The following is a 25618-nucleotide window of genomic DNA, read 5'->3' as shown; positions in this document are numbered from 1 at the left end:
TGAACCTGAGAAGTTAGGGTGAAACGATGGAATAACCAGGACGGGAAAGTAGTATACCCGAACACGACGAGCGCCACAAACTTTCATTCTCCGTCTCCACTTCAGGCCATGACAAACATAAGGAGTGAGAAAATAGCCCCTTTTGGGTAAATGTTTTTGACGCAAATCAAGCGCTTGTCATTTAAAAAATCACACAAATTGCGCTTGATCGCAAAATCTCGTTAGAGATCATGTTCCTGGCGTTTTACTTCCTGCCAGACTTCTTCCATCGCGTCGAGGTCAATCCCGCTCATTTCCAGGCCGCGCGAGGCGACAATCCGCTCAACTTCGCGAAAGCGTCGTTCGAATTTAATGTTCGCTTTTTGCAGGGCGGTTTCCGCTTTTACACCAAGGTGGCGCGAAAGGTTGACGGTCGCAAACAGTAGATCGCCCATCTCCTCTTCCAGCTTTGCTTCGTCCACAACGGCCTGCTGCGCTTCATGCATCACTTCGTCGATCTCTTCGTGCACCTTTTCCAGCACCGGGCCGAGAGAGGTCCAGTCAAACCCTACCGCCGAGCAGCGCTTTTGAATTTTGTGCGCGCGCATCAGCGCGGGAAGGTTCAGGGGAATGTCGTCCAGCGCCGAGTGCTGGGATTTTTCAGCGCGTTCGGCGCTTTTTATCTGCTCCCAGCGCGCCAGCACTTCCGCACTGTTGCCTGCGGAGGCATCGCCAAAAATATGCGGATGACGACGCTCCAGCTTGTCGCTGATAGCGGCGCAGATATCGTCAAAGTTAAAGCGCCCCTCTTCCTGCGCCATCTGCGCGTAGAACACCACCTGGAACAGCAGGTCGCCCAGCTCACCGCGCAGGTCATCGAAATCTTCGCGCGAAATCGCGTCTAGCACTTCGTAGGTCTCTTCCAGCGTGTAAGGCGCAATGGTGGCGAAAGTCTGCTCTTTATCCCACGGGCAGCCGTTTTCCGGGTCGCGCAGGCGTATCATGATGCCAAGCAGGCGGTCGATTTGAGTCATAACAGATTCCATTAAATGCCTGAGCCGGGTGGCGGCGTTGCCTTACCCGGCCTACAGAAGAGGATGTTTAGCCGCCGTGCAGACGACGCGCGTCAATCACATCCGGCACCTGGTTCAGTTTGCCGAGTACGCGGCCCAGCACCTGAAGGTTATAGATTTCGATAGTCATATCGATGGTGGCAAGCTGCTCGCGGGTATCGCTGCGGCTGGCAACGCCCAGCACGTTGACCTTCTCGTTGGCGAGAATGGTGGTGATGTCGCGCAGCAGGCCGCTGCGGTCGTTGGCAGTGACGCGCACCACCAGCGAGTAACCCGCCGAGTAACTCTCCCCCCAGACGGCTTCCACGATACGTTCCGGCGCATGCGATTGCAGCTCTGCAAGCTGGTCGCAGTCGGAGCGGTGAATCGAGATCCCGCGCCCCTGGGTGATAAAGCCGACAATATCGTCTCCCGGGATCGGCTGGCAGCAGCGGGCAATATGGTGCATGAGGTTACCCACCCCTTCAACCACCACGCGGCCATTGTCCTTGCTGCGCTGCTGCGGAGCGTAGGTTTTCTGCTGGAGCTGTTTCAGCGCCGCCGCATCCTGCTCCGCTGCGCTTGGCTTGTTGAACTGCGCTTGCAGGAAGTTCACCATCTGGTTCAGGCGGATATCGCCGCCGCCAATCGCCGCTAACAGTTCGTCGAGCTCGTTGAAGTTGTAGCGCGGCAGCAGGAACTTCTCCGCTTCTTTCAGGCTGATGCCAATATGTTCCAGCTCGTCGTCCAGGATCTGACGACCGGCAAGGATGTTCTTGTCACGATCCTGCTTGCGGAACCAGGCGTGAATTTTAGAGCGCCCACGACTGGTGGTAACGTAACCGAGGTTCGGATTCAACCAGTCGCGGCTTGGGTTTGGCTGCTTCTGGGTGATGATTTCAATCTGGTCGCCCATCTGGAGCTGGTAGGTAAACGGTACGATACGTCCGCCGATCTTCGCCCCGATGCAACGGTGTCCCACATCGCTGTGGATATGGTAGGCGAAATCGAGCGGCGTGGAGCCTGCCGGCAAATCAACTACATCCCCTTTCGGGGTAAAGACGTAGACGCGATCGTCGAAGACCTGACTGCGCACTTCGTCGAGCATTTCGCCGGAGTCGGCCATCTCTTCCTGCCACGCAATCAGCTTACGCAGCCAGGCGATACGATCTTCGTGACCGGAGCGACCGCCGCCGGAGGTACCCTCTTTGTATTTCCAGTGCGCCGCCACGCCCAGCTCGGCGTCTTCGTGCATCTGTTTGGTACGGATCTGAATTTCCACCGTTTTACCGCCAGGGCCGAGCACCACGGTATGAATAGACTGATAGCCGTTTGGTTTGGGGTTGGCGACGTAGTCATCGAACTCATCCGGCAGATGGCGGAAATGGGTGTGCACGATCCCCAGCGCGGCGTAGCAGTCCTGGAGACGCTCCGCCACGATACGTACGGCGCGCACGTCAAACAGCTCGTCAAAGGCGAGATGTTTCTTCTGCATTTTGCGCCAGATGCTGTAGATGTGCTTTGGACGCCCGTAGACCTCGGCGCGCACATTCTCCTCTTTCATCGACTGGCGCAGCCCGCTGACAAATTCCTCGATATAGTGCTCGCGGTCAATGCGGCGTTCGTGCAGCAATTTTGCAATGCGTTTGTATTCCGCCGGATGCAGATAGCGGAAGCAGTAATCTTCCAGCTCCCACTTCAGTTGCCCGATACCCAGACGGTTCGCCAGCGGCGCATAGATATTCGTACACTCTTTGGCGGCCAAAACGCGCTCGTCTTCCGGCGCATCCTTCACTTCACGCAGATGGGCAACCCGTTCGGCCAGCTTGATCACCACGCAGCGGAAATCATCTACCATCGCCAGCAGCATGCGGCGGACGTTATCCACCTGCTCGGAAGAGACAGAGTCCGTTTGCGCGGCTTTCAGCTGACGAATGGCAGCCATATCACGCACGCCGTGGATGAGCGCCACGACGGACTGGCCGACGCTTTCACGCAGGACGTCTTCCGTCACCACGTCGGCGTCCGCCAGGGGGAACAGCAGTGCGGCCTGTAGCGTTTCGATATCCATGTTCAGCATGGAGAGAATTTCAACCATCTCCACGCCGCGCCACAACAGCAGTTCAGCGTCCGGATGCCCCTGCGTTGTGCGTAAACAATAGGCCCAGGTTTCGGTTAAGCGTTCACACGACTGCTGGCTGGAAATCCCCAGACTTGCGATCCATTTTTGAGGGTCAAACTCACCAGCTTTATTTAAATGTGCACTTCTTACCGCAACCATCGTCCTCTCCTTTAGGGACAAGGGCCTGTCGAAGTCGACAAGCCAAACTCATTAGATGTGCTCGAACAACACCATCGATTCCAGATGACCAGTGTGCGGGAACATGTCCAGCATTGCCAGACGCCGAATCTGGTAACCCCCGCTCAATAATGCTTCGCTGTCACGGGCAAGCGTCGCCGGGTTACAGGAAACATAGACCACGCGTTCAGGCGCGAGTTTAATTATATGCTGCATCACGCCCGGCGCACCTGCGCGCGCCGGATCGAGCAGGATCTTATCAAAGCCCTGCTTAGCCCACGGTTGCCGAGTGACATCATCCTCAAGATTTTGATGAAAGAATGTCACATTTTGCAAACCGTTCTGTTGGGCGTTCTCCTGGCCTTTCGCCACCAGCGCCTCAACGCCTTCCACCCCGACCACGCTGGCTGCTCTGCGGGCCAGCGGCAGGGTAAAGTTCCCCATGCCGCAGAACAGATCGAGCACCCGGTCAGTGGGCTTTACGTCCAGCCACGCCAGCGCGTTCGCCACCATCTGCTGGTTCACGCCGTCGTTAACCTGGATAAAATCTCGCGGGCTGAACGTTAAGCGTAGCCCGTCTGACGCATACCAGGGCGCTTCTCCGCTGACCTGCTCAAGTATCTCGCTTTGCGGCGCGAGGAAAAGCGCAAGCTCATGAGAATGCGAAAAGCGTTCCAGTTTTTCGCGATCCGCCGTTGACAGCGGCGCGGTGTGGCGCAGCACCATCAGCGGGCCACTGTTGGCCAGCACCAGTTCGACATGGCCCAGCGAACGCACGCCATCCAGCGATGCAAGACAGTGGTGCACGTCCGGGAGCAACGCCTCAAGATGGGGCACCAAAACAGGGCACTGCGTAACAGAGACGATATCGCTGGAGCCGGCTTTGCGAAAACCCATCTCCAGCCGCTCGGTTTTGGGCTGGTAGCTGAGGCTCAGGCGAGCGCGCCGACGGTAGCCCCAGGGCCGATCGGCAATGATGTCATTCACGTCGTGCCCGACCAGGCGGGCCAGCGCGCTGCTTTTACTTTTTTGCTGTAATTCTGTGCTGGCATGCTGTTGCTGGCAGCCACCGCAGACGCCAAAATGGGGGCAGCGAGGCGTCACGCGCTCCGGGCTATCATTAAGACGGCGCTTGACCTGACCGCGCGCATACTGACGTTTGTCTTCCGTCAGCGTAATATCTGCGCGTTCTCCTGGCAGCAAACCTGTGATAAACAGTGTCTTACCCTTGTGACGCGCCACCCCCTGTCCAAAAGGATCGAGGTCCGTGGCTTCAACAGTTATGATCTGACGCGTCGTCACGCGTCGTTTTGCAGAGTAGAATTGCGCCATCGCCGAGATTGTTCTCAAATAAACATAATTAGCCTGATTGTCCCATAACGGAACTCCATGACCAACTACAGCCTGCGCGCGCGCATGATGATTTTGATCCTCGCTCCTACCGTTCTTATCGGTTTGCTGCTGAGCATTTTCTTTGTGGTGCATCGCTATAACGATTTGCAGAGACAGCTTGAAGATGCCGGGGCCAGCATTATCGAACCGCTGGCCGTCTCCAGCGAGTACGGCATGAACCTGCAAAACCGTGAATCCATTGGTCAGTTAATCAGCGTGCTGCACCGCCGTCATTCAGAGATCGTGCGCGCCATTTCCGTTTACGATGAGCATAACCGTCTGTTCGTCACCTCGAATTTCCATCTGGATCCCACGTCGCTGAAAATCCCGGAAGGTACCCCCTTCCCGCGTCATCTTACGGTGTTGCGGCGCGGCGATATCATGATCCTGCGCACGCCGATTATCTCCGAAAGCTATTCACCCGACGAATCCGCCCAGTCCGATGCGAAGTCCAGCAATAATATGCTGGGATATGTGGCGCTGGAGCTGGATCTCAAGTCGGTGCGGCTCCAGCAGTACAAAGAAATTTTCATCTCCGGCGTGATGATGCTGTTCTGTATCGGCATCGCGCTGATCTTCGGCTGGCGACTGATGCGCGACGTCACGGGGCCTATCCGCAACATGGTGAATACCGTTGACCGGATCCGCCGGGGTCAGCTCGACAGCCGCGTGGAAGGCTTTATGCTCGGCGAGCTGGATATGCTGAAAAACGGCATCAACTCAATGGCGATGTCGCTGGCGGCTTATCACGAAGAGATGCAGCACAACGTTGACCAGGCCACCTCTGACCTGCGCGAAACGCTGGAGCAGATGGAGATCCAGAACGTGGAGCTGGATCTGGCGAAAAAACGTGCGCAGGAGGCGGCACGTATTAAGTCTGAGTTCCTGGCGAACATGTCGCACGAGCTGCGCACGCCGCTGAACGGGGTGATTGGCTTCACCCGTCTGACGCTCAAAAGCGAGCTGAACCCGACCCAGCGTGACCATCTGCATACCATTGAACGCTCAGCCAACAACCTGCTAACCATTATTAACGACGTACTGGACTTCTCGAAGCTGGAAGCGGGCAAGCTGATTCTGGAGAGTATCCCCTTCCCGCTGCGCAGCACGCTGGATGACGTGGTCACGCTTCTTGCCCACTCATCGCATGATAAGGGTCTGGAACTGACGCTCAATATTAAAAATGATGTGCCGGATAACGTCATTGGCGACCCGCTGCGCCTGCAACAGGTCATTACCAATTTGGTGGGCAACGCGATTAAGTTCACCGAGAGCGGCAACATCGACATTCTGGTTGAAAAAAGGGCGCTCAGTAATAACAAAGTCCAGATTGAAGTGCAGATCCGGGATACCGGCATTGGTATTCCGGAGCGCGATCAGACGCGTCTGTTCCAGGCTTTCCGCCAGGCCGATGCAAGCATTTCCCGTCGTCACGGCGGAACGGGCCTGGGGCTGGTGATCACCCAAAAGCTGGTGAAAGAGATGGGAGGCGATATCTCCTTCCACAGCCAGCCTAACCGGGGCTCAACCTTCTGGTTCCATATCAACCTTGATCTTAACCCGAACGTGCAGACCGACGGCCCGGTCACCGGCTGCCTGAAGGGGATGCGTCTGGCCTATGTGGAACCGAACGCCGCGGCGGCGCAGTGTACGCTGGATGTATTAAGCAGCACGCCGCTGGAGGTCATCTACAGCCCGACCTTCTCCGCGCTGGCGAACGATCATTACGATATTCTTTTGTTAGGAATTCCGGTGACGTTTACCGGAGAACTGACCATGCAGCAGGAACGCCTGGCGAAGGCGGCCTCAATGACGGACTACCTGCTGCTGGCGCTGCCGTGCCACGCCCAAATCAACGCCGAAGAGCTGAAAAACGACGGGGCGGCGGCGTGTCTGCTGAAACCCCTCACCGCCACACGGCTGTTACCTGCGTTGACCGAATATTGCCGCCTGACGCATCAGTCCCTGCCGCTGGAAAACGACGAACATAAGCTGCCGATGACGGTGATGGCCGTGGACGACAACCCGGCGAACCTGAAGCTGATTGGCGTGCTGCTTGAGGATCAGGTTCAGCATGTTGAGCTGTGTACCAGCGGCGCCGAAGCCGTGGAACAAGCCAAACAGATGCAGTTCGACCTGATCCTGATGGATATTCAGATGCCGGGCATGGATGGCATCCGCGCCTGCGAGTTGATTCGCCAGCTTCCACACCAGCAGCAGACGCCGGTGATTGCCGTGACGGCGCACGCGATGGCGGGGCAAAAGGAGAAACTGCTGGGTGCGGGCATGAACGATTATCTGGCAAAACCGATCGATGAAGAGAAGCTGCACAGCCTGCTGCTGCGCTACAAGCCGGGGCACATTGGCGGGACATACACCATTACAACTGAATCGCCAGAGATCAGCGTTAACCAGAATGCCACGTTTGACTGGCAACTGGCGCTGCGCCAGGCGGCGGGCAAACCCGATCTGGCCCGCGATATGCTGCAAATGCTGGTGGACTTCCTGCCTGAGATCCGTAACAAGGTTGAAGAACAGCTGGTGGGTGAAAACCCCGAAGGACTGCTGGAAGCCATTCATAAACTGCACGGCAGCTGCGGCTACAGCGGCGTACCGCGGTTGAAAAATCTCTGCCAGCTGCTTGAACAGCAACTCCGCGCGGGTACGCCAGAATCCGATCTCGAACCGGAGTTCCTGGAGCTGCTGGACGAGATGGACAACGTGACCCGGGAAGCAATGAAGGTGTTGGGGAGCTAAGACCAAAGCCCGGTGGCGCTTCGCTTACCGGGCCTACAGAAGCACGAACGTTAACGCGACATCCCCTGCCCCATCTTTATCACCGCCGCAATATTCCTTGCGGCCATCTGTACATTCTGTTGCGCATTTTCCAGCGCGTCTTCCAGCGAGCAGATGGTGTAAATCACGCTGAATACGGCATCCAGTCCGTGCTCATGCACCACGCCAACATCCGCCGTCAGGCTGCCGGCAATGCCGATAACCGGCTTGTTATAGCGTTTCGCGACTCTCGCCACGCCAACGGGCACTTTGCCGTGGATCGTCTGGCTGTCGATACGCCCTTCGCCCGTGATTACCAGATCGGCGTCCGCGACCTGTTCATCAAGATGCAGGGCATCAGTGACAATCTCAATCCCCTGACGGAGCTGTGCGCCGCAAAATGCATACAGCGCCGCCCCCATTCCGCCAGCCGCACCGCCGCCCGCCAGGTTTAAGACGTCAATATCCAGATCCCGGGCGATAATTTTTGCGTAATGCGCCAGCGCGTTGTCCAGCGTCCTGACCATCTCCGGCGTCGCCCCTTTCTGCGGACCAAATACCGCAGAAGCGCCAGTCTCGCCGATCAGGGGGTTGGTCACATCGCAGGCCACTTCAATTCGACAGTCTGCCAGCCGCTTATCCAGCCCGCTAAGATCGATATGCGCAAGGCTTGCCAGTTCGCCGCCGCCCGGCCCAACGGGCTGTGCTTTCGCATCCAGCAGTTTTACGCCCAGCGCCTGCACCATGCCTGCGCCACCGTCATTGGTCGCGCTGCCTCCAATGCCAATAATGATATGCTTAACGCCCGCATCCAGCGCATGACGGATCAGTTCTCCGGTTCCCCAGGAGGTGGTGATTAACGGGTTACGCTTTGCGGGAGCAACAAGCTCCAGACCGCTCGCTGCCGCCATCTCGATAAAGGCGCTTTTCCCGTCTCCGGATAACCCGAAAAACCCTTCCACCCGTTCACCCAAAGGTCCGGTAACGGGAACATGGACAAGACGCCCATGCGTGGCAGCCACCATCGCTTCCACCGTCCCTTCGCCACCATCGGCAACCGGTAATTTGACATAGTCCGCTGACGGGAAAATTTCGCGAAAACCGACCTCTATCGCCGTCGCCACCTCCAGCGCGCTCAAGCTTTCCTTATACGAGTCCGGAGCGATAACAATTTTCATAAGCCATCCTTACGCATGTTAGTTACGTTAAGCATACACCACGTAAGGGACCACTCATGGGAGCGGTCCCAATGCGCTTATCGTACCATGCACGGACGTTTATTGTCGAATGTCCACTCAGGGATCAGGTATTGCATCGCCAGCGCGTCATCACGCGCGCCCAGGCCGTGTTTCTGGTACAGCTCATGCGCTTTCATAACCTGATCCATATCCAGCTCAACGCCCAGCCCCGGCGTAGCAGGAACTTGCACCATGCCGCCTTTGATTTCAAACGGCTGTTTGGTCAGGCGCTGGTTGCCCTCCTGCCAGATCCAGTGGGTGTCGATGGCGGTAATGTTGCCCGGCGCAGCGGCCGCCACGTGGGTGAACATCGCCAGCGAGATGTCGAAGTGGTTGTTGGAGTGCGAGCCCCAGGTCAGTCCGAACTCATGGCACATCTGCGCCACGCGAACCGAGCCCTGCATCGTCCAGAAGTGCGGGTCTGCCAGCGGAATGTCCACCGATTGCAGCGAGAGCGTGTGCCCCATCTGACGCCAGTCGGTCGCGATCATGTTGGTAGCTGTTGGCAGCCCGGTGGCGCGACGGAACTCCGCCATCACTTCACGTCCGGAGAAACCCTGCTCTGCGCCGCACGGATCTTCCGCGTAGGCCAGCACGCCTTTGAGCTGCTTACCGATTTTTATCGCCTCATCAAGCGACCAGGCACCGTTCGGATCCAGCGTGACGCGCGCCTGCGGGAAGCGCTTCGCCAGCGCGGCGATCGCCTCTGCTTCTTCTTCACCCGCCAGTACGCCGCCTTTCAGCTTGAAGTCATTAAAGCCATATTTTTCATACGCGGCTTCCGCCAGGCGCACTACCGCGTCCGGGGTCATCGCTTCATCGTGACGCACACGATACCAGTCGCATTTTTCGTCCGGCTGGCTCTGGTACGGCAGCGGGGTGAGTTTGCGGTTGCCGATAAAGAACAGGTAGCCGAGCATTTCCACTTCGCTGCGCTGTTGGCCGTCTCCCAGCAGGGAGGCGACATTGACGCCCAGATGCTGGCCCAGCAGATCCAGCATCGCGGCTTCAATGCCCGTGACCACATGGATAGTGGTGCGCAGATCAAACGTTTGCAGACCACGGCCACCCGCATCACGATCGGCAAAGGTCGTTCGCACGCGAGTCAGCACATTTTTGTACTCGCCCAGCGTTTTACCCACCACCAGCGGAATGGCGTCCTCCAGCGTTTTACGGATCTTCTCCCCGCCCGGGATTTCACCGACACCGGTATGCCCTGAGTTGTCCTTGATCACCACAATATTACGGGTGAAGAACGGCGCATGGGCACCGCTCAGGTTCATCAGCATGCTGTCATGTCCCGCGACAGGAATGATCTGCATGGAGGTGACTACAGGGGTAGAAAATGTGCTCATCGTTCGATCCTTTTATCAGTGACGTCCAAATACAGGGCGCTTACGGTCAAATGTCCAGCCGGGGATAAGGTATTGCATCGGGCCTGCGTCGTTGCGCGCGCCGCCCGGTAGTTTTTTATACGCTTCATGCGCCTTGTGGATCTGATCCCAGTCAAGCTCCACGCCCAGCCCCGGCGCATCCGGTACGGCAATGGTGCCATTTTTGATTTCAAGTGGATTTTTGGTCAGGCGCGCTTCGCCTTCCTGCCAGATCCAGTGCGTATCGATGGCGGTCGGGTTGCCCGGCGCCGCCGCGCCAACGTGGGTAAACATCGCCAGCGAAATGTCAAAATGGTTATTGGAGTGGCAGCCCCAGGTGAGCCCCCAGTCATCGCACAGCTGCGCCACGCGCACCGCGCCGGAAAGGGTCCAGAAGTGCGGGTCCGCCAGCGGTATGTCCACCGCATTCAGCATCACCGCATGGCCCATTTCGCGCCAGTTGGTGGCGATCATGTTGGTTGCAACCGGCAGCCCGGTAGCGCGGCGGAATTCGGCCATCACCTCGCGGCCAGAAAAGCCCTGCTCGGCGCCGCACGGATCTTCCGCGTAGGTCAGCACGTCGCCCAGCCCTTTGCACAGCGCGATAGCTTCATCCAGCAGCCAGGCGCCGTTCGGATCGACGGTGATGCGTGCCTCCGGGAAGCGTTTTTTCAACGCGCGCACGCTGTCAATCTCCTGCTCGCCCGGCAGAACGCCGCCTTTCAGCTTGAAGTCTTTAAAGCCGTAGCGATCCTGCGCCGCCTCTGCCAGGCGTACCACCGCTTCGCCAGAGAGCGCCTCCTGATGACGCAGGTGATACCACGCGTGGCTGCCCGGCGAGCGTTCCAGATACGGCAGATCGGTTTTCGTCCGGTCGCCAACGTAGAACAGATAGCCCAGCACCGTTACCGCATCACGCTGTTTGCCTGGCCCCAGCAGTTCGCAGACCGGCACGTTCAGCGCCTTGCCCAGTAAATCGAGGAGAGCCGCCTCCAGCGCCGCCACCGCGTTAACGCGCAGTTCAAACGTCCAGGCGCCTTTGCCGAAGGTATCAAAATCCGCCGACTGGTTGCCCTTATGCACCCGCTGAACCACCTTGTTCAGGCGGGCGACCTCCTGCCCAACCACCTGCGGGATGGCGTCGACCAGCGTCTGGTAAATCACCTCTCCGCCAGGCGCTTCCCCGACGCCGGTATTCCCTGCGCTGTCGGTCAGCACCACAATGTTGCGGGTGAACCAGGCGTTATGCGCGCCACCAATGTTGAGCAGCATGCTGTCCTGCCCCGCCACCGGAATGACCTTCATCTCCGTCACGATCGGGCTTGATTGCGTTGTCATCATCCGCGCTCCCCAACAGGTTTCAGTTCGATTCGTTTGATGTCACCCACCAGCACCAGGTAACTGAGTACCGCCACCAGCGCATGGACGCCTACATAAATCAGCGCGCCGTTGAAGGAGCCGGTGCTGCCGACGATGTAACCGATAGCGATTGGGGTGACAATACCGGAAATGTTGCCAAACATGTTGAACAGACCGCCGCTCAGGCCGCTGATCTCTTTCGGCGCGGTATCTGCCATCACCGCCCAGCCCAGTGCGCCAATGCCTTTACCGAAGAAGGCCATCGCCATAAAGCCGATAATCATCCACTCCGCGCTGACGTAGTTACAGAACACCATGGTCATGGAGAGCAGCATGCCGAGTACGATTGGCGTTTTACGCGCAATATTCAGCGAACCGGTACGACGCATCAGCCAGTCGGAGATGACCCCGCCAAGCACCCCGCCCACGAAGCCGCAGATGGCCGGCACGGAGGCGACAAACCCCGCCTTCAGAATCGACATCCCGCGCGCCTGCACCAGGTAAACCGGGAACCAGGTGATGAAGAAGTAGGTTAAGGCGTTAATGCAGTACTGGCCGAGATAGATACCGATCATCATCCGTGAGCCGACGAGCTGTTTGATCTGCCCCCATTTCTGGCTGAACGGGACTTTTGCTTTCTGGGTTTTCTGATCCATGTTGATCAGCGCCCCACCTTCAGCAATGTAGTCCAGCTCTTTCTTGTTCACGCCCGGATGCTGGTTTGGTTCGTGGATCACTTTCAGCCAGATGAAGCTGATGACGATCCCCAGCCCGCCCATAAAGAAGAAGACGTGCGACCAGCCCACCTCATGCGTCAGCCAGCCCATGATTGGCGCGAAAATAACCGTCGCAAAGTATTGCGCCGAGTTAAAGATGGCTACCGCCGTTCCCCTCTCCTGCGCCGGGAACCAGGCGGCCACAATGCGGCTGTTGCCAGGGAACGATGGCGCTTCCGCTAAGCCCACCAGGAAGCGGAGGGTAAAGAGCGCAATGATAATGCCGAAGCCGCTGAAGATATCCACGAAGCCCTGTAACAGGGTAAACATCGACCAGATGAAAATGGACCAGAAATAGACCCGTTTTGAGCCAAAGCGGTCCAGCAGCCAGCCGCCAGGGATTTGGCCGATTACGTAGGCCCATGAAAATGCGGAGAAAACATAACCCATACCCACCGGATCAAGTCCGATGTCCTTTGCCATCTCAGAGCCGGCAATGGATAACGTGGCACGGTCGCCGTAGTTGAAAGAGGTGACGATAAACAGCATCACCACTATCCAGTAGCGGGCGTTGGTGCGCTTCTCAGCGCTGCTCGCCGCGTGGCTTAATGTACTCATTGTTGCACTCCTGAAACATAGCTTTCGCCTGGTTCATTCTGTACAGCACCTGTAGGGTAATCAGAATGAGAGATTTGTGTTTGGTTTTGGTACGGCCCGAAGCCGTTTTATAGTGACGGGAAAAGTATATGAAGGAGTGCCTCTTCACCTCACCGTGCAAAAACACAGTATTGAAGGGTGTGAGGGAGGTTGTTTAGGGCATAAGCCCAGAGGAGTGGAAGGTGGTTCACGGAAATGGCGTTTGGGGCGGGGTGTAATGCCGGGTGGCGGCTACGCCTGACCCGGCCTGGCATTGGTATAATGCAGGGTTATTTAAGCAGCGTGGCCCAGTGTTCAACCCAGGGATTTGACTCGCTTTCTGGCTCAGGGTGTTCACCCGCATCAATCAGCAACATCTCTCCGACGCGCTGAGCGCGCTGTTCCTGCAACAGCGCGTCGAACTGCTTACCGCCGCCGCAGAAATTGGCGTAAGAGCTATCGCCAAGGGCGATGATGCCATAGTGAACATCTGGCTGATAGCCGAGCTGGTCTTTAATGCCCTGGAAAAGCGGGACGATGCTGTCCGGCAGATCGCCCTGCCCGGTGGTGGAGGTCACCACCAGGATGTATTTATCTTTATACTTTTCCCAGTCCGCCAGCTCCGGATCTTCATAGACCGTTGCTTTATGGCCCTGGTTTACGAGGATTGCTTCCGCTTCCTCCGCCACCAGCAGCGAGTTGCCGTACATCGTGCCGACAAAAATGCCTACTTCAGCCATGCTTTGCTCCCGTAATTATTGCGCTTGCTGTTCATCCTGAACGTTGCCTGCGGCAAACTCAACCCTTTCATTTTCGGGGAGTTGTCCCAGCCAGCCAAACTGTGACAGCGCCTGCATCCAGACCTCGTCCAGCCCCGCGCGAATAGTCAGCGGTTTGCCGGTAAACGGGTGCGTCAGGCGTAGCTCGCTGGCGTGCAGCATCAGCCGGTTACAGCCAAAGTGCTCTGCCGCGCTGCGGTTCTGGCGCAGATCGCCGTGCTTGCTGTCGCCGATAATCGGGTGGCGCAGATGTGCAAGGTGACGGCGAAGCTGGTGCTTGCGCCCGGTTTTGGGCAAAAGCTCAACCAGACTGTATCGCGTGGTCGGAAATTTGCTGGTCGCCACCGGCAGTTCTGTGGTCGCCATACCGCGATAGTCGGTCACCGCAGGCTGCGGGCCTTTATCGTCGCGGGCAAATTTATCGGCGATTTTATCCAGTTCCTCCACCAGCGGATAATCAAGCGTGGCGGAATCCGTCAGCCAGCCACGCACGATGGCGTGGTAGCGTTTCTGGATCTGATGCTGTTCAAACTGCTGCGCCAGCAGGCGCCCGGCCTCACTGGAAAGCCCCATCAGCAGAACGCCAGAGGTTGGCCGATCCAGACGGTGGGCAGTAAAAACGTGCTGACCGATTTGATCGCGCACGGTTTGCATGACCACCACTTTCTCATCGCGATCGAGCCAGCTTCGGTGCACCAGCCAGCCGGACGGTTTATTCACCGCCACTAACCACTCATCCTGATAAAGGATCTCAAGCGTCATGCATCGTCACCGGCGAAAAGCGCATCCAGCTTTTCCAGCTCCACCAGCATCATGGCACGCGCCGGGTGGGTCGCTTCCAGCGCCATTTCGTAATAGGGAGAGACGGCGAAAGACGCGGGCAACGCGTGACCGCCTTCCAGCAGCGCGTGCATACGCGGAATTAAGACCCACTGGAGCCACTCGAACGGGGCCAGCGTATCCAGACAAAACGGTTGGGTGCTGGCGAACGCGTCTGGCTGCGGCGCGTTATCCTGCCACAGCTGATGCTGGCGCATAAGGGCTTCGATGGCGTGCAACTGCGCACGAACGTTGTCGTGATGCGACATATATACCTCAACTGAAAAACGGAATGGCGCGAAGCATAGCATTGCGGAAGACAGAAATAAAAAAAGGGAGCACTGTAAAAACAGTGCTCCCGGTTCGTTTCGCAGCATTCCAGCTACAATACGTGCTCCCTGCTCATCCGTGACAACTTTTCCTGATGCCCGAAGGCCTGGTCATCCCTTTACCTTTTGCTTCCTGCTCACATCGTCCTGATGTGTAGGTTTCATCCTGAAACGTCCTGGCCATCCTGACCCACCGACCATCCTGACCGGCTCTCGTTCTCCTTCCTGGAGGTGTCCCTTACGCATCCTGCGTGATCCACTTTGCTTCATCCTGAAGCCTTCCTGCGGCGTCATCCTGACGTGTTCCTGGTAAGAAACGCCATCATCCTGATGTTCGTTTCTCGTGTCGGCATCCTGTCGACACAGATAGAATCCGCTATTCTGCTTCGTCTTACAACCCACCTTGTGAGCAATGTAAGCCAGGCGAAACGGGGGATTCCCTTTCAGAAAACCACTAATTTATTGAAAGAGAAGTTAATATTAATCTGAAATTCCTAAGACAATGCTAATTGTTTCGGCGATGTCTCACAGAGCGTGTAAGAGATCTCTCACACGCCCAGTAGCATCATGGATTACAGAAGCGGCTCAATTCGGGTAAGAAAATCCGCAAGTGAAGGCGCGAGAACGTCGCGATTGCGGGTGCCGAGCGTCTCTTTGATGACCTCGCCAGACAGATTGCAGACTGAAATGACGTCCAGTTCACTGTCGAGCGTCGCAATAAAGAGAGTCGGAGAGAGCTTAAGGCGTTTTTGCGTGACCAGGTGACCAATGAGGTTTTCCTGAACGCGTTGCAGATCGTCTTCGCTCCAGGTTTGCAGCAGCGTCAGCGGCTGTCCTGCAAAACATGCAGTCATATCCCCGGCAAACTGCGTGGTATAAATTGCATGAAGCGCAGGTTGTATCACAAGGTCCATCGCGCGTTCAACCGCATTTACATTCTGCTCGACCGTGAACGGTTTCGGTTGCCAGATAACGTAATCATCCTGCGAAGCGATAATGCACGGTGACGGCACGCCATATAAGTCAGCACTTTGCGGCCACGTCCCCCGCTTTTCATGCCAGGCATCGCAATAGCGGGTCGTGAAGGACGTCAGGGCATTTGCAGTTTCGATATCCACCGATTTCTCTCTTCTTGTAAGACAGGATAAACTCAGCCCATAAGTGTACCTGTAAAGTGGCTATGAAACATGTCTTACGAAAATCATCAGGCGTTAACGGGCTTAACGCTGGGTAAATCGACCGATTACCGCGACACCTACGATGCAAGCCTGTTGCAGGGCGTGCCGCGCAGTCTGAACCGCGATCCGCTCGGGCTGCACGCTGACGCGCTGCCGTTTGTCGGCGGCGACATCTGGACGCTGTACGAACTCTCCTGGCTGAATGCGCGCGGTCTGCCGCAGGTGGCCGTGGGCCACGTCGAGCTGGATTACGCCAGCGTAAACCTGGTCGAATCCAAGAGCTTTAAGCTCTATCTCAACAGCTTTAACCAGACCAAATTTAACAGCTGGGACGAGGTACAACAGACGCTTGAACGGGATTTAAGCGCGTGCGCGCAGGGGAACGTAACCGTCTCGTTATACCGTCTGCATGAGCTGGAAGGACAGCCCATTGCCCATTTCCACGGCACCTGCATCGACGATCAGGACATTGAGGTGGAAAGCTATGAATTTAGCACCGACTACCTGGAAAACGCGGCGGGCGGAAAAGTGGTCAACGAGACGCTGGTCAGCCATCTGCTGAAATCCAACTGCCTTATCACCCATCAGCCGGACTGGGGCTCGGTACAGATCCAGTACCGCGGCCCGCAGATTGACCGTGAAAAGCTGCTGCGTTACCTGGTGTCATTCCGTCATCACAACGAATTCCACGAGCAGTGCGTGGAGCGCATCTTCAACGACATCCAGCGTTTCTGCCAGCCCGAAAAGCTGAGCGTTTACGCCCGCTACACCCGTCGCGGCGGCCTGGATATCAACCCGTGGCGCACCAATAGCGATTTTGTGCCTGCCACCGGACGGCTGGTGCGCCAGTAAGATAAATATTTTCACAATATGCGGGCGGTATTCCGCCCGAAGTGTTGTGAAACGTCATAAGCCAGGGCTATTGTAATCAACAGGGAAAGACGATAATCGTCCCATAAGGAGCTCACTTGATTACACATATTAGCCCGCTTGGCTCTATGGATATGTTGTCGCAGCTGGAAGTGGACATGCTTAAACGCACCGCCAGTAGCGACCTTTATCAACTGTTTCGTAACTGTTCACTTGCCGTACTGAACTCCGGAAGCCTGACCGACAACAGTAAAGAGCTGCTGTCCCGCTTCGAAAGTTTTGATATCAATGTGCTGCGCCGCGAGCGCGGGGTGAAGCTGGAAGTGATCAACCCGCCGGAAGACGCTTTTGTCGACGGGCGTATTATTCGCTCACTTCAGGCCAACCTGTTTGCCGTGCTGCGCGACATCCTGTTTGTTAACGGACAAATCAGCAACGCCGGTCGTTTCCAGCATCTTGACCTGGAAAGTTCCGTTCATATCACCAACCTGGTCTTCTCTATTCTGCGTAACGCCCGTGCCCTGCACGTGGGTGAAGCGCCGAACATGGTCGTCTGCTGGGGTGGTCACTCCATTAACGAAACCGAATACCTGTATGCCCGCCGCGTGGGGACGCAGCTCGGCCTGCGCGAACTGAATATCTGTACCGGTTGCGGTCCTGGCGCGATGGAAGCGCCGATGAAAGGCGCGGCAGTAGGACACGCGCAGCAACGCTATAAAGAAGGCCGTTTTATCGGCATGACCGAGCCGTCGATCATCGCCGCTGAGCCGCCTAACCCGCTGGTTAACGAACTGATTATTATGCCGGATATCGAAAAACGTCTTGAGGCGTTTGTCCGTATCGCGCACGGCATTATTATCTTCCCGGGCGGCGTAGGTACGGCGGAAGAGCTGCTTTATCTGCTCGGGATCCTGATGAACCCGGCCAACAAAGATCAGGTCCTGCCGCTGATCCTGACCGGCCCGAAAGAGAGCGCCGACTACTTCCGCGTGCTGGACGAGTTTATCGTGCATACGCTGGGCGAAGACGCGCGCCGTCACTACCGCATTATTATTGACGATGCCGCAGAAGTGGCCCGTCAGATGAAAAAAGCGATGCCGCTGGTGAAAGAGAATCGTCGTGATACCGGGGATGCCTACAGCTTTAACTGGTCCATCCGTATCGCACCGGATCTTCAGATCCCCTTCGAGCCGTCGCATGAGAACATGGCGAACCTTAAACTCTATCCGGATCAGCCGGTGGAAGTGCTGGCTGCCGATCTGCGTCGCGCCTTCTCTGGCATCGTGGCGGGGAACGTGAAAGAGGTGGGGATACGCGCAATTGAAGAGTTTGGCCCGTATAAGATCCACGGTGACCCGGAGATGATGCGCCGCATGGATGACATGTTGCAGGGCTTTGTCGCTCAGCACCGCATGAAGCTTCCGGGCTCTGCCTATATTCCGTGTTACGAAATCATCAAGTAAAGCGACATTTCTCTCCTCTCAAGCCGGATCGTCATCCGGCTTTTTTATTCGTGATGCAATTCATAGCGATCTTCAATGTTATTAACAAACCTGACGCCTGCGCAAACGATTACCTCGTTTTTAAAACCGTAAATAATCAGCCTTAATCGAAATTACCCGCCAGAAAATCCTAAAATCCCATTTCTTTACAGCGAAAGACACCTATATCGCGGCTCGACCTTTTCGAAAACATGTCGTTAATGGTAGCCTTCGCGCCCGTAAATTCTCTTTGATGTTTTTTTAACAGATAAATGGTCTAAAGATACCCACATCACAAGTGGATTATTGCATTTGGGATCGCGATCACTGATAGATTCATAACTAGAATGTATCTTTCCGCCCGCCAATAGTTACGGGCAAAAATTATTAAAAAACCGTCACTGAACGAATTTCATATTACCGTCAGGCACTTTTTCATCGGATTTGACTAAAAACCTGACAATTTGCTTCCTCCAGGAGATACAGATGGAAACCACTCAAACCAGCACCGTTGCTTCGATTGAATCCCGAAGCGCCTGGCGCAAAACGGATACCATGTGGATGCTTGGCCTGTACGGCACAGCAATCGGCGCTGGTGTACTGTTCCTTCCTATCAACGCAGGTGTCGGCGGTATGATCCCGCTGATCATCATGGCTCTCATCGCCTTCCCGATGACCTTCTTTGCACACCGCGGCCTGACCCGCTTCGTGCTGTCCGGTAAAAACCCGGGCGAAGACATCACTGAAGTCGTTGAAGAACACTTCGGCGTCGGCGCAGGTAAGCTGATTACCCTGCTCTACTTCTTCGCGATTTACCCGATTCTGCTGGTGTACAGCGTTGCTATCACCAACACCGTTGAAAGCTTTATGATGCACCAGCTTCAGATGACCCCGCCGCCGCGTGCGATTCTGTCCCTGATCCTGATCGTCGGTATGATGACCATCGTGCGCTTCGGCGAGCAGATGATTGTGAAAGCGATGAGCGTGCTGGTATTCCCGTTTGTTGCGGCCCTGATGGTGCTGGCTCTGTACCTGATCCCACAGTGGAACGGCGCTGCGCTGGAAACCCTGTCTCTGAGCAGCGCATCCACGACCGGCAACGGTCTGCTGCTGACCCTGTGGCTGGCGATCCCGGTGATGGTGTTCTCCTTCAACCACTCGCCAATCATCTCTTCCTTCGCGGTAGCGAAACGTGAAGAGTACGGCAATGGCGCTGAGAAGAAGTGCTCCAGCATCCTGGCTCGCGCGCACATCATGATGGTACTGACCGTCATGTTCTTCGTGTTCAGCTGCGTGCTGAGCCTCTCCCCGGCGGATCTGGCGGCGGCGAAAGAGCAGAACATCTCTATTCTGTCTTACCTGGCAAACCACTTTAACGCACCGCTGATTGCGTGGATGGCGCCGATCATCGCAATTATCGCCATCACCAAATCCTTCCTGGGCCACTACCTGGGCGCACGTGAAGGCTTCAACGGCATGGTGATTAAATCTCTGCGCGGTAAAGGCAAGACCATTGAAATCAACCGTCTGAACAAAATCACTGCGCTGTTCATGCTGGTGACCACCTGGGCGGTAGCCACCCTGAACCCAAGCATTCTGGGCATGATTGAAACCCTGGGCGGCCCGATTATCGCGATGATCCTGTTCCTGATGCCGATGTACGCGATTCAGAAAGTGCCTGCGATGCGTAAATACAGCGGCCATATCAGCAACGTGTTCGTTGTTGTGATGGGCCTGATTGCCATCTCCGCTATTTTCTACTCGCTGTTCAGCTAATACCTCCTGCGCCGTCTGCGGACGGCGCACTTCTCCCCTCTGACTGAAGCAATGGACGCATCATGATTAGCGTATTCGATATCTTCAAAATCGGTATTGGTCCTTCCAGCTCTCACACCGTCGGACCAATGAAAGCCGGTAAACAATTCACGGATGACTTGATTGCACGCGGCATTTTGCACGACATCACCCGCGTGGTTGTCGATGTATATGGTTCCCTTTCCCTGACCGGTAAAGGCCACCATACCGATATTGCCATTATCATGGGGCTGGCGGGTAATCTGCCGGATACCGTAGATATTGATGCAATACCTGGCTTTATCCAGGACGTGAACACCCACGGTCGTTTGCTGCTGGCGAACGGCGAGCATGAGGTTGAATTCCCGGTTGATCACTGCATGAATTTCCATGCAGATAACCTGTCGCTGCACGAAAACGGCATGCGCATTACCGCGCTGGCCGGCGACAAAGCGGTTTACAGCCAGACGTATTACTCCATCGGCGGCGGGTTTATCGTCGACGAGGACCATTTTGGTCAAAGCACTAATTCTGCCGTTGACGTGCCGTACCCGTACAAAAACGCGGCCGACTTACAGCGTCACTGCCAGGAGACAGGCCTTTCTCTCTCCGGCCTGATGATGAAAAACGAGCTGGCCCTGCACAGTAAAGAGGAGCTGGAACAGCACTTCGCTAACGTCTGGGAAGTGATGCGCAGCGGCATTGAGCGCGGGATCACCACCGAAGGCGTGCTGCCGGGTAAACTGCGTGTTCCGCGTCGTGCGGCTGCGCTGCGCCGCATGCTGGTCAGCACCGACAAAACCACCACCGACCCGATGGCCGTCGTCGACTGGATCAACATGTTCGCGCTGGCGGTGAACGAAGAGAACGCCGCGGGTGGCCGCGTTGTCACCGCGCCAACCAACGGTGCGTGCGGCATTGTTCCGGCGGTTCTGGCGTATTACGACAAGTTTATCCGTGAAGTGAACGCAAACTCACTCGCGCGCTACCTGCTGGTCGCCAGTGCGATTGGCTCACTGTACAAGATGAACGCCTCAATTTCTGGCGCGGAAGTAGGCTGTCAGGGTGAAGTGGGCGTCGCCTGCTCTATGGCGGCGGCGGGTCTGGCCGAATTGCTGGGCGCAAGCCCTGCGCAGGTTTGTATTGCGGCGGAAATCGGCATGGAACATAACCTGGGGCTGACCTGCGATCCGGTCGGCGGACAGGTCCAGGTGCCCTGCATCGAGCGTAACGCCATCGCCTCGGTGAAAGCGGTGAACGCGGCCCGTATGGCGCTGCGTCGTACCAGCGAACCGCGCGTCTGCCTCGACAAGGTTATCGAAACCATGTACGAAACCGGTAAAGATATGAACGCCAAATACCGCGAAACCTCCCGCGGTGGCCTGGCGATGAAGATCGTCACCTGCGATTAAGCCTCTCAGGAAGCCTCGTTTTGCGAGGCTTCTTCCTGTTTTCCTCACCATTCATAGTTTCATGCTGCGCTCAGTGTTACCCTTCACCTATCAGACAGAAGGGAGATTATCTGTGGCCGTTCATTTGCTTATCGTCGATGCACTTAACCTGATTCGCCGTATTCATGCGGTACAGGGCACCCCCTGCAAGGACATCTGTTTACACGCGCTGGAGCAGCTCATTCGCCATAGCGAACCCACCCACGCTGTTGCCGTATTCGACGATGAAGCACGCAATACCGGCTGGCGGCACCAGCGCCTGCCGGACTACAAAGCCGGACGTGCGCCGATGCCGGACGATCTGCACGCAGAAATGCCCGCTATCCGCGCGGCCTTTGAGCAGCGCGGCGTTCCGTGCTGGGGCGCCCACGGTAATGAGGCTGACGATTTAGCCGCAACGCTGGCGGTTAAAGTCGCGAGCGCCGGGCATCAGGCGACTATCGTTTCAACCGACAAAGGCTACTGCCAGCTGCTCTCTCCAACGATCCGCATCCGGGACTACTTTCAAAAACGCTGGCTGGACGCGCCATTCATTGCCAGCGAGTTTGGCGTATCGCCTGCGCAACTGCCGGATTACTGGGGGCTGGCGGGGATCAGCAGCTCTAAAGTGCCGGGTGTCGCCGGTATTGGACCCAAAAGCGCCGCACAGCTGCTGACGGAGTTTCAGAGTCTGGAAGGAATTTACGCCAGGCTTGATGAAGTGCCGGAAAAATGGCGCAAGAAGCTGGAGGCGCATAAAGAGATGGCGTTTATCTGCCGGGAGGTGGCGACGCTACAGACGGATTTACAGCTGGACGGGAATTTACAGCAGTTAAGGTTAGAGCGTTAAAACAACCACACGATTTTGTAGGCCCGGTAAGCGCAGCGCCACCGGGCGTTACAAACGTTATCGCTCGTCGCGACGCCCACCCACGGCCGCCCACCAGCGACGGATATGCACCGTCACTTCTTCGCGGTCGTGATAAAGCTGACGCGCCTGGATTTCCGCGTTAATCCCGTGTTCGTCCAGCTGCTGCTGAATATAGGCCAGGTTCTGCGACACCTCTTCGTAGCGCTTTTTCATCGGCAGCTTGAGGTTGAAAATCGTCTCACGACACCAGCCGTTCACCAGCCAGGAGGCCATCAGCGCCGCAACTTTTGCCGGTTTTTCTACCATGTCGCACACCATCCAGGAGATGTTGTTGCGGTTCGGGCGATAGCGGAAGCCGTCCTCACGCAGCCAGGTGACCTGCCCGGTATCCATCAGGCTTTGCGCCATCGGGCCGTTATCCACAGACGAAACCCACATGTTGCGTTTCACCAGCTGATAGGTCCAGCCGCCCGGGCACGCGCCAAGGTCGACGGCATACATGCCGTTTGCCAGACGTTCGTCCCACTCATCCGCCGGGATAAAGACGTGAAACGCCTCTTCCAGCTTCAGGGTTGAACGGCTCGGCGCGTCTGCCGGGAAGCGCAGACGCGGGATCCCCATAAAGAACGGCGAGTTATTGGTGGTATACGAGTAGCCTGCGTAGCAACATCCTGGCGCAATAAAGAAGATATGCACAACCGGACGCTTTGGCGTTTCGTAGTTAGTCAGCACGCCCGCATCACGCAGCGCCGCGCGCAACGGCACGGTGAACTTACGGCAGAACTTCATCAGCTCTTTGCTTTCGTTGGTGTCGGCCACTTCCACGCGCAAATCGCCGCCCTTCTCCACCACGCCCTGCAACAGGCCAACAATCGGCGTGATGCGATCTTCCGGCGGAAGATCTTTCAGCAGTTCGCCCGCGACAAACATCTGACGGGCGAAAATCAATGAGCTGAACGGCAGTTCGCGCGCCAGCTTGTCGGCATCATCAGGCTGATAGCATTCAAATACCACATAGCCCGCGTTCTCTTTGACGCGAGCGAATCCGAAGACTTCACGCTTCGCCGCTTTATCGGTGATTTCCGCGGCACACTCTTTCTCAAACCCCGGGCGACAATATAAAACAACCTTATTCATGAACAACGCCCTTGCGTTTCAGACGGATAGCTCCGATAAACATTAACACCCAACCCGCCAGGAAGCTGACGCCGCCGACAGGTGTAACAAACGCCCACAGGCGTAAATGCGACAGCGCCAGACAGTAAAGACTGCCGCTGAACAGTACGGTACCCAGCGCCAGAAAGACGCTGCTCCAGTAAAACCAGATGCTGATGCGGCGCTGCATCGCCACCGCCAGCCCAAAAATCGCCAGCGTGTGAAACGCCTGATATTCAAGGCCGGTCTGGATCCAGCCCATCTCCACAACGCCCAGAGATTTGCTTAAGACATGCGCGCCAAACGCGCCCAGAGCTACAAAAATAAAGCCACTCACCGCGGCGAAAATCAGCATGAATCGGCTGGTCATGTTTAAGTCCTGAATTGATGCGTGCCCGGCACACAAACGTTATTGTTCATACCTGAAGCGGAATTTTTCTTGCTCGCTTGCCGCTTTCGCCAGTATCCACTGCCGGAAAGCGGCTATTTTACCCAGTTCTGCCTGACTGTCATGACAAACCAGATAAAATGCATTCTTGCTGACCAGTACATCGTTAAATGGGCAAACCAGACGGCCTGCCTCAATTTCGGACTGCGCCATAACGTTGTTTGCCAACGCCACGCCCTGCCCGTGAATGGCAGCCTGTAGCACCATCGCGCTGTGGCTAAAAATGGGACCCTGCTGCACGTTTATATGATTAAGACCTAACTGGCGGGTATAAGTTTGCCAGTCGCGACGCGACGCATCGTGCAAAAGCGTGTGTTGCGCCAGATCGGCGGGCGTTTTGAGCGCTTTATCCCCCGTCAGCAGCAGCGGTGAACAGACCGGCAACAGATATTCTGCGTATAATTTTTCCACACGCAAGCCCGGCCAGTTACCGCGACCGTAAAAAATCGCCACATCCACATCATCTGCAAGCTTGTCTTCCTGACGGTCCACCGCCTGGATTCGGACATCGATTCCCGGATAAGTTGAGTTAAAGCTTGAGAGTCGCGGCACCAGCCACTGAATGGCAAAACTGGGCAATAAACTCACAGTCAGGGCGCCTTTTGCGCTCCGGGCCTGAAGTTTACGAGTGGCCTCCGTCAGCTGGGAAAAAATCTCTTTAATATCCTGAAAATAGCTCTGCCCCTCTTCGGTCAACAGCAACGAACGGTTGCGTCGACGGAACAGCTTAAGCCCCAGAAAATCCTCCAGAGACTTGATTTGATGACTTACTGCGGCCTGCGTCACAAAAAGCTCATCGGCTGCGCGGGTGAAGCTGAGGTGGCGTGCTGCTGCATCAAAAACACGTAATGCATTAAGGGGTGGCAATCGCTTGGACATGGTTATCTGGCTTAGATGTTAACGAGATTTAACATATAGGAAACAACGTTTAACCTATTAGTTTTTTTTATCTGAGCCATTATAATTTGTCCGTTGAGGAACTACCAGCAAATACCTATAGTGGCGGCACTTCCTGAGCCGGAACGAAAAGCTTTTTTTGGAATGCGTGTTCTGAAGGGCTTTTGGCTTACGGTTGTGATGTTGTGTTGTTGTGTTTGCAATTGGTCTGCGATTCAGACCACGGTAGCAACGCTACCAATTTTTCACTTCCTGTACATTTACCCTGTCTGTCCATAGTGATTAATGTAGCACCGCCAACTTGCGGTGCTTTTTTTTCGCTTATCTAACTGTTAATGCTCGATTTCCTTCATCTCTTTCACGTCAGTGCGATTGATCTGCTGTTTGTTCCCGTTAGCATCTTTGTATGAAATCATCCCGGTATCATTATCGGTTGTCGGTTTCCCTTCAGAGACGATAGATCGACCATCATTGGTATGCATTACGTAGTTATTTCCAGAACAGGCGCTCAGGGCAAAGGTCAACGCACAGGCAGAAATGATTGCAGCTGTCTTTTTCATGTTTATCTCCTTTAGCAATTAATGCTATTCAAACCTCGATTTATAACAGGCTAAAACATCCGCCTAACACTATTTAGCATAACCTGCTTTTTCAGACTCGCCAGGATAAGCAGACAAATCTGATAGATATCAACTTCCTTGCCCTGCCGATGAATTTGCGCGACGATCCTAGAATCGATATGAGGAAT

General features: G+C 56.0%; 21 protein-coding genes. 6 read left to right on the top strand and 15 right to left on the bottom strand.

Annotated elements, in window-relative coordinates; translation table 11 throughout:
• Window positions 1-221 precede the first annotated feature (221 nt).
• The 3 genes from mazG to rlmD all read right to left on the bottom strand — a co-directional run bounded on the left by mazG (window position 222) and on the right by rlmD (window position 4662).
• On the bottom strand, window positions 222-1013 hold the full coding sequence (gene mazG, locus RHN82_RS14480) for a nucleoside triphosphate pyrophosphohydrolase (protein WP_047050194.1): 792 nt from the start codon (window positions 1011-1013) through the stop codon (window positions 222-224).
• Between the two features lie 67 nt (window positions 1014-1080).
• Window positions 1081-3312, bottom strand: coding sequence for a GTP diphosphokinase (gene relA, locus RHN82_RS14475; protein WP_003862722.1), 2232 nt, complete (start codon window positions 3310-3312; stop codon window positions 1081-1083).
• 51 nt (window positions 3313-3363) lie between these two features.
• Entirely contained in the window at window positions 3364-4662 is a 1299-nt protein-coding gene (rlmD, locus tag RHN82_RS14470) for a 23S rRNA (uracil(1939)-C(5))-methyltransferase RlmD (RefSeq protein ID WP_047050195.1), read from the bottom strand.
• Between the two features lie 57 nt (window positions 4663-4719).
• Here rlmD and barA point away from each other — a divergent pair, with 57 nt between their 5' ends.
• Window positions 4720-7479 carry a two-component sensor histidine kinase BarA gene (gene barA, locus RHN82_RS14465; RefSeq protein ID WP_047050197.1) on the top strand — a complete coding sequence of 920 codons (2760 nt, stop codon included), beginning with the start codon at window positions 4720-4722 and terminating at the stop codon, window positions 7477-7479.
• A 50-nt stretch (window positions 7480-7529) separates the two neighbouring features.
• On the opposite strand, the gene RHN82_RS14460 is transcribed toward barA, so the two are convergent.
• The 8 genes from RHN82_RS14460 to syd all read right to left on the bottom strand — a co-directional run bounded on the left by RHN82_RS14460 (window position 7530) and on the right by syd (window position 15864).
• Entirely contained in the window at window positions 7530-8675 is a 1146-nt protein-coding gene (locus RHN82_RS14460; RefSeq protein WP_047050198.1) for a glycerate kinase, read from the bottom strand.
• Between the two features lie 77 nt (window positions 8676-8752).
• Window positions 8753-10090, bottom strand: a complete 1338-nt coding sequence (gudD, locus tag RHN82_RS14455; RefSeq protein WP_032619132.1) for a glucarate dehydratase — start codon at window positions 10088-10090, stop codon at window positions 8753-8755.
• 15 nt (window positions 10091-10105) lie between these two features.
• The gene (locus RHN82_RS14450; RefSeq protein ID WP_026094263.1) at window positions 10106-11446 is read right to left on the bottom strand and encodes an enolase C-terminal domain-like protein; all 1341 of its coding nucleotides are present in this window, start codon (window positions 11444-11446) and stop codon (window positions 10106-10108) included.
• Window positions 11446-12801 carry a galactarate/glucarate/glycerate transporter GudP gene (gene gudP / locus RHN82_RS14445; protein WP_017692746.1) on the bottom strand — a complete coding sequence of 452 codons (1356 nt, stop codon included), beginning with the start codon at window positions 12799-12801 and terminating at the stop codon, window positions 11446-11448. Before gudP ends, RHN82_RS14450 begins: the two co-directional genes overlap by 1 nt.
• 308 nt (window positions 12802-13109) lie before the next feature.
• A complete protein-coding gene (locus RHN82_RS14440) occupies window positions 13110-13559 on the bottom strand; it encodes a flavodoxin (RefSeq protein WP_032619131.1) in 450 nt (149 codons plus the stop codon).
• A gap of 15 nt (window positions 13560-13574) precedes the next feature.
• A complete protein-coding gene (gene truC / locus RHN82_RS14435) occupies window positions 13575-14360 on the bottom strand; it encodes a tRNA pseudouridine(65) synthase TruC (RefSeq protein WP_047050202.1) in 786 nt (261 codons plus the stop codon).
• Window positions 14357-14686, bottom strand: a complete 330-nt coding sequence (locus RHN82_RS14430; protein WP_017382834.1) for a YqcC family protein — start codon at window positions 14684-14686, stop codon at window positions 14357-14359. Before RHN82_RS14430 ends, truC begins: the two co-directional genes overlap by 4 nt.
• Window positions 14687-15318: 632 nt before the next feature.
• Entirely contained in the window at window positions 15319-15864 is a 546-nt protein-coding gene (gene syd, locus RHN82_RS14425) for a SecY-interacting protein (protein WP_047050205.1), read from the bottom strand.
• A 69-nt stretch (window positions 15865-15933) separates the two neighbouring features.
• Between syd and queF the strand changes: the two genes are divergently transcribed.
• The 5 genes from queF (at window position 15934) to xni (ending at window position 22349) form a co-directional block, all read left to right on the top strand.
• Complete coding sequence (gene queF, locus RHN82_RS14420; RefSeq protein ID WP_047050207.1) at window positions 15934-16776, top strand: NADPH-dependent 7-cyano-7-deazaguanine reductase QueF; 843 nt, start codon at window positions 15934-15936, stop codon at window positions 16774-16776.
• Window positions 16777-16892: 116 nt separating this feature from the next.
• Window positions 16893-18257 (top strand): nucleotide 5'-monophosphate nucleosidase PpnN, encoded by a 1365-nt coding sequence (ppnN, locus tag RHN82_RS14415; protein ID WP_003862748.1) that lies wholly within the window; start codon window positions 16893-16895, stop codon window positions 18255-18257.
• 504 nt (window positions 18258-18761) lie between these two features.
• A complete protein-coding gene (locus tag RHN82_RS14410) occupies window positions 18762-20051 on the top strand; it encodes an HAAAP family serine/threonine permease (RefSeq protein WP_045907382.1) in 1290 nt (429 codons plus the stop codon).
• Window positions 20052-20113: 62 nt separating this feature from the next.
• On the top strand, window positions 20114-21481 hold the full coding sequence (locus RHN82_RS14405; RefSeq protein ID WP_047050212.1) for an L-serine ammonia-lyase: 1368 nt from the start codon (window positions 20114-20116) through the stop codon (window positions 21479-21481).
• 112 nt (window positions 21482-21593) lie between these two features.
• Complete coding sequence (xni, locus tag RHN82_RS14400) at window positions 21594-22349, top strand: flap endonuclease Xni (protein WP_047050214.1); 756 nt, start codon at window positions 21594-21596, stop codon at window positions 22347-22349.
• Between the two features lie 57 nt (window positions 22350-22406).
• Here xni and rlmM read toward each other — a convergent pair whose 3' ends face one another.
• From rlmM to RHN82_RS14380, 4 genes are all read right to left on the bottom strand, one after another.
• Entirely contained in the window at window positions 22407-23507 is a 1101-nt protein-coding gene (gene rlmM, locus RHN82_RS14395) for a 23S rRNA (cytidine(2498)-2'-O)-methyltransferase RlmM (RefSeq protein ID WP_003862754.1), read from the bottom strand.
• Window positions 23500-23895, bottom strand: coding sequence for a DUF423 domain-containing protein (locus RHN82_RS14390; RefSeq protein ID WP_003862756.1), 396 nt, complete (start codon window positions 23893-23895; stop codon window positions 23500-23502). Before RHN82_RS14390 ends, rlmM begins: the two co-directional genes overlap by 8 nt.
• Window positions 23896-23934: 39 nt before the next feature.
• Window positions 23935-24852, bottom strand: coding sequence for a glycine cleavage system transcriptional regulator GcvA (gene gcvA, locus RHN82_RS14385; RefSeq protein ID WP_003862758.1), 918 nt, complete (start codon window positions 24850-24852; stop codon window positions 23935-23937).
• 350 nt (window positions 24853-25202) lie between these two features.
• Window positions 25203-25430, bottom strand: a complete 228-nt coding sequence (locus RHN82_RS14380; protein ID WP_003862759.1) for a YgdI/YgdR family lipoprotein — start codon at window positions 25428-25430, stop codon at window positions 25203-25205.
• Between the last annotated feature and the right edge of the window lie 188 nt (window positions 25431-25618).

Origin of the sequence: Enterobacter cloacae complex sp. EB5 (genome assembly GCF_031432835.1) — a bacterium.
In the GTDB taxonomy this organism is placed as follows: domain Bacteria; phylum Pseudomonadota; class Gammaproteobacteria; order Enterobacterales; family Enterobacteriaceae; genus Enterobacter; species Enterobacter hormaechei_C.
This window is presented reverse-complemented; position numbering and strand designations above follow the sequence as displayed.

What these genes read in the sequence shown, in the direction of transcription:
- mazG (WP_047050194.1), bottom strand. Translation starts at nt 1,013, where the DNA reads ATGACTCAAATCGACCGCCTGCTTGGCATCATGATACGCCTGCGCGAC.
- relA (WP_003862722.1), bottom strand. Translation starts at nt 3,312, where the DNA reads ATGGTTGCGGTAAGAAGTGCACATTTAAATAAAGCTGGTGAGTTTGAC.
- rlmD (WP_047050195.1), bottom strand. Translation starts at nt 4,662, where the DNA reads ATGGCGCAATTCTACTCTGCAAAACGACGCGTGACGACGCGTCAGATC.
- barA (WP_047050197.1), top strand. Translation starts at nt 4,720, where the DNA reads ATGACCAACTACAGCCTGCGCGCGCGCATGATGATTTTGATCCTCGCT.
- RHN82_RS14460 (WP_047050198.1), bottom strand. Translation starts at nt 8,675, where the DNA reads ATGAAAATTGTTATCGCTCCGGACTCGTATAAGGAAAGCTTGAGCGCG.
- gudD (WP_032619132.1), bottom strand. Translation starts at nt 10,090, where the DNA reads ATGAGCACATTTTCTACCCCTGTAGTCACCTCCATGCAGATCATTCCT.
- RHN82_RS14450 (WP_026094263.1), bottom strand. Translation starts at nt 11,446, where the DNA reads ATGACAACGCAATCAAGCCCGATCGTGACGGAGATGAAGGTCATTCCG.
- gudP (WP_017692746.1), bottom strand. Translation starts at nt 12,801, where the DNA reads ATGAGTACATTAAGCCACGCGGCGAGCAGCGCTGAGAAGCGCACCAAC.
- RHN82_RS14440 (WP_032619131.1), bottom strand. Translation starts at nt 13,559, where the DNA reads ATGGCTGAAGTAGGCATTTTTGTCGGCACGATGTACGGCAACTCGCTG.
- truC (WP_047050202.1), bottom strand. Translation starts at nt 14,360, where the DNA reads ATGACGCTTGAGATCCTTTATCAGGATGAGTGGTTAGTGGCGGTGAAT.
- RHN82_RS14430 (WP_017382834.1), bottom strand. Translation starts at nt 14,686, where the DNA reads ATGTCGCATCACGACAACGTTCGTGCGCAGTTGCACGCCATCGAAGCC.
- queF (WP_047050207.1), top strand. Translation starts at nt 15,934, where the DNA reads ATGTCTTACGAAAATCATCAGGCGTTAACGGGCTTAACGCTGGGTAAA.
- RHN82_RS14410 (WP_045907382.1), top strand. Translation starts at nt 18,762, where the DNA reads ATGGAAACCACTCAAACCAGCACCGTTGCTTCGATTGAATCCCGAAGC.
- RHN82_RS14405 (WP_047050212.1), top strand. Translation starts at nt 20,114, where the DNA reads ATGATTAGCGTATTCGATATCTTCAAAATCGGTATTGGTCCTTCCAGC.
- rlmM (WP_003862754.1), bottom strand. Translation starts at nt 23,507, where the DNA reads ATGAATAAGGTTGTTTTATATTGTCGCCCGGGGTTTGAGAAAGAGTGT.
- RHN82_RS14390 (WP_003862756.1), bottom strand. Translation starts at nt 23,895, where the DNA reads ATGACCAGCCGATTCATGCTGATTTTCGCCGCGGTGAGTGGCTTTATT.
- gcvA (WP_003862758.1), bottom strand. Translation starts at nt 24,852, where the DNA reads ATGTCCAAGCGATTGCCACCCCTTAATGCATTACGTGTTTTTGATGCA.
- RHN82_RS14380 (WP_003862759.1), bottom strand. Translation starts at nt 25,430, where the DNA reads ATGAAAAAGACAGCTGCAATCATTTCTGCCTGTGCGTTGACCTTTGCC.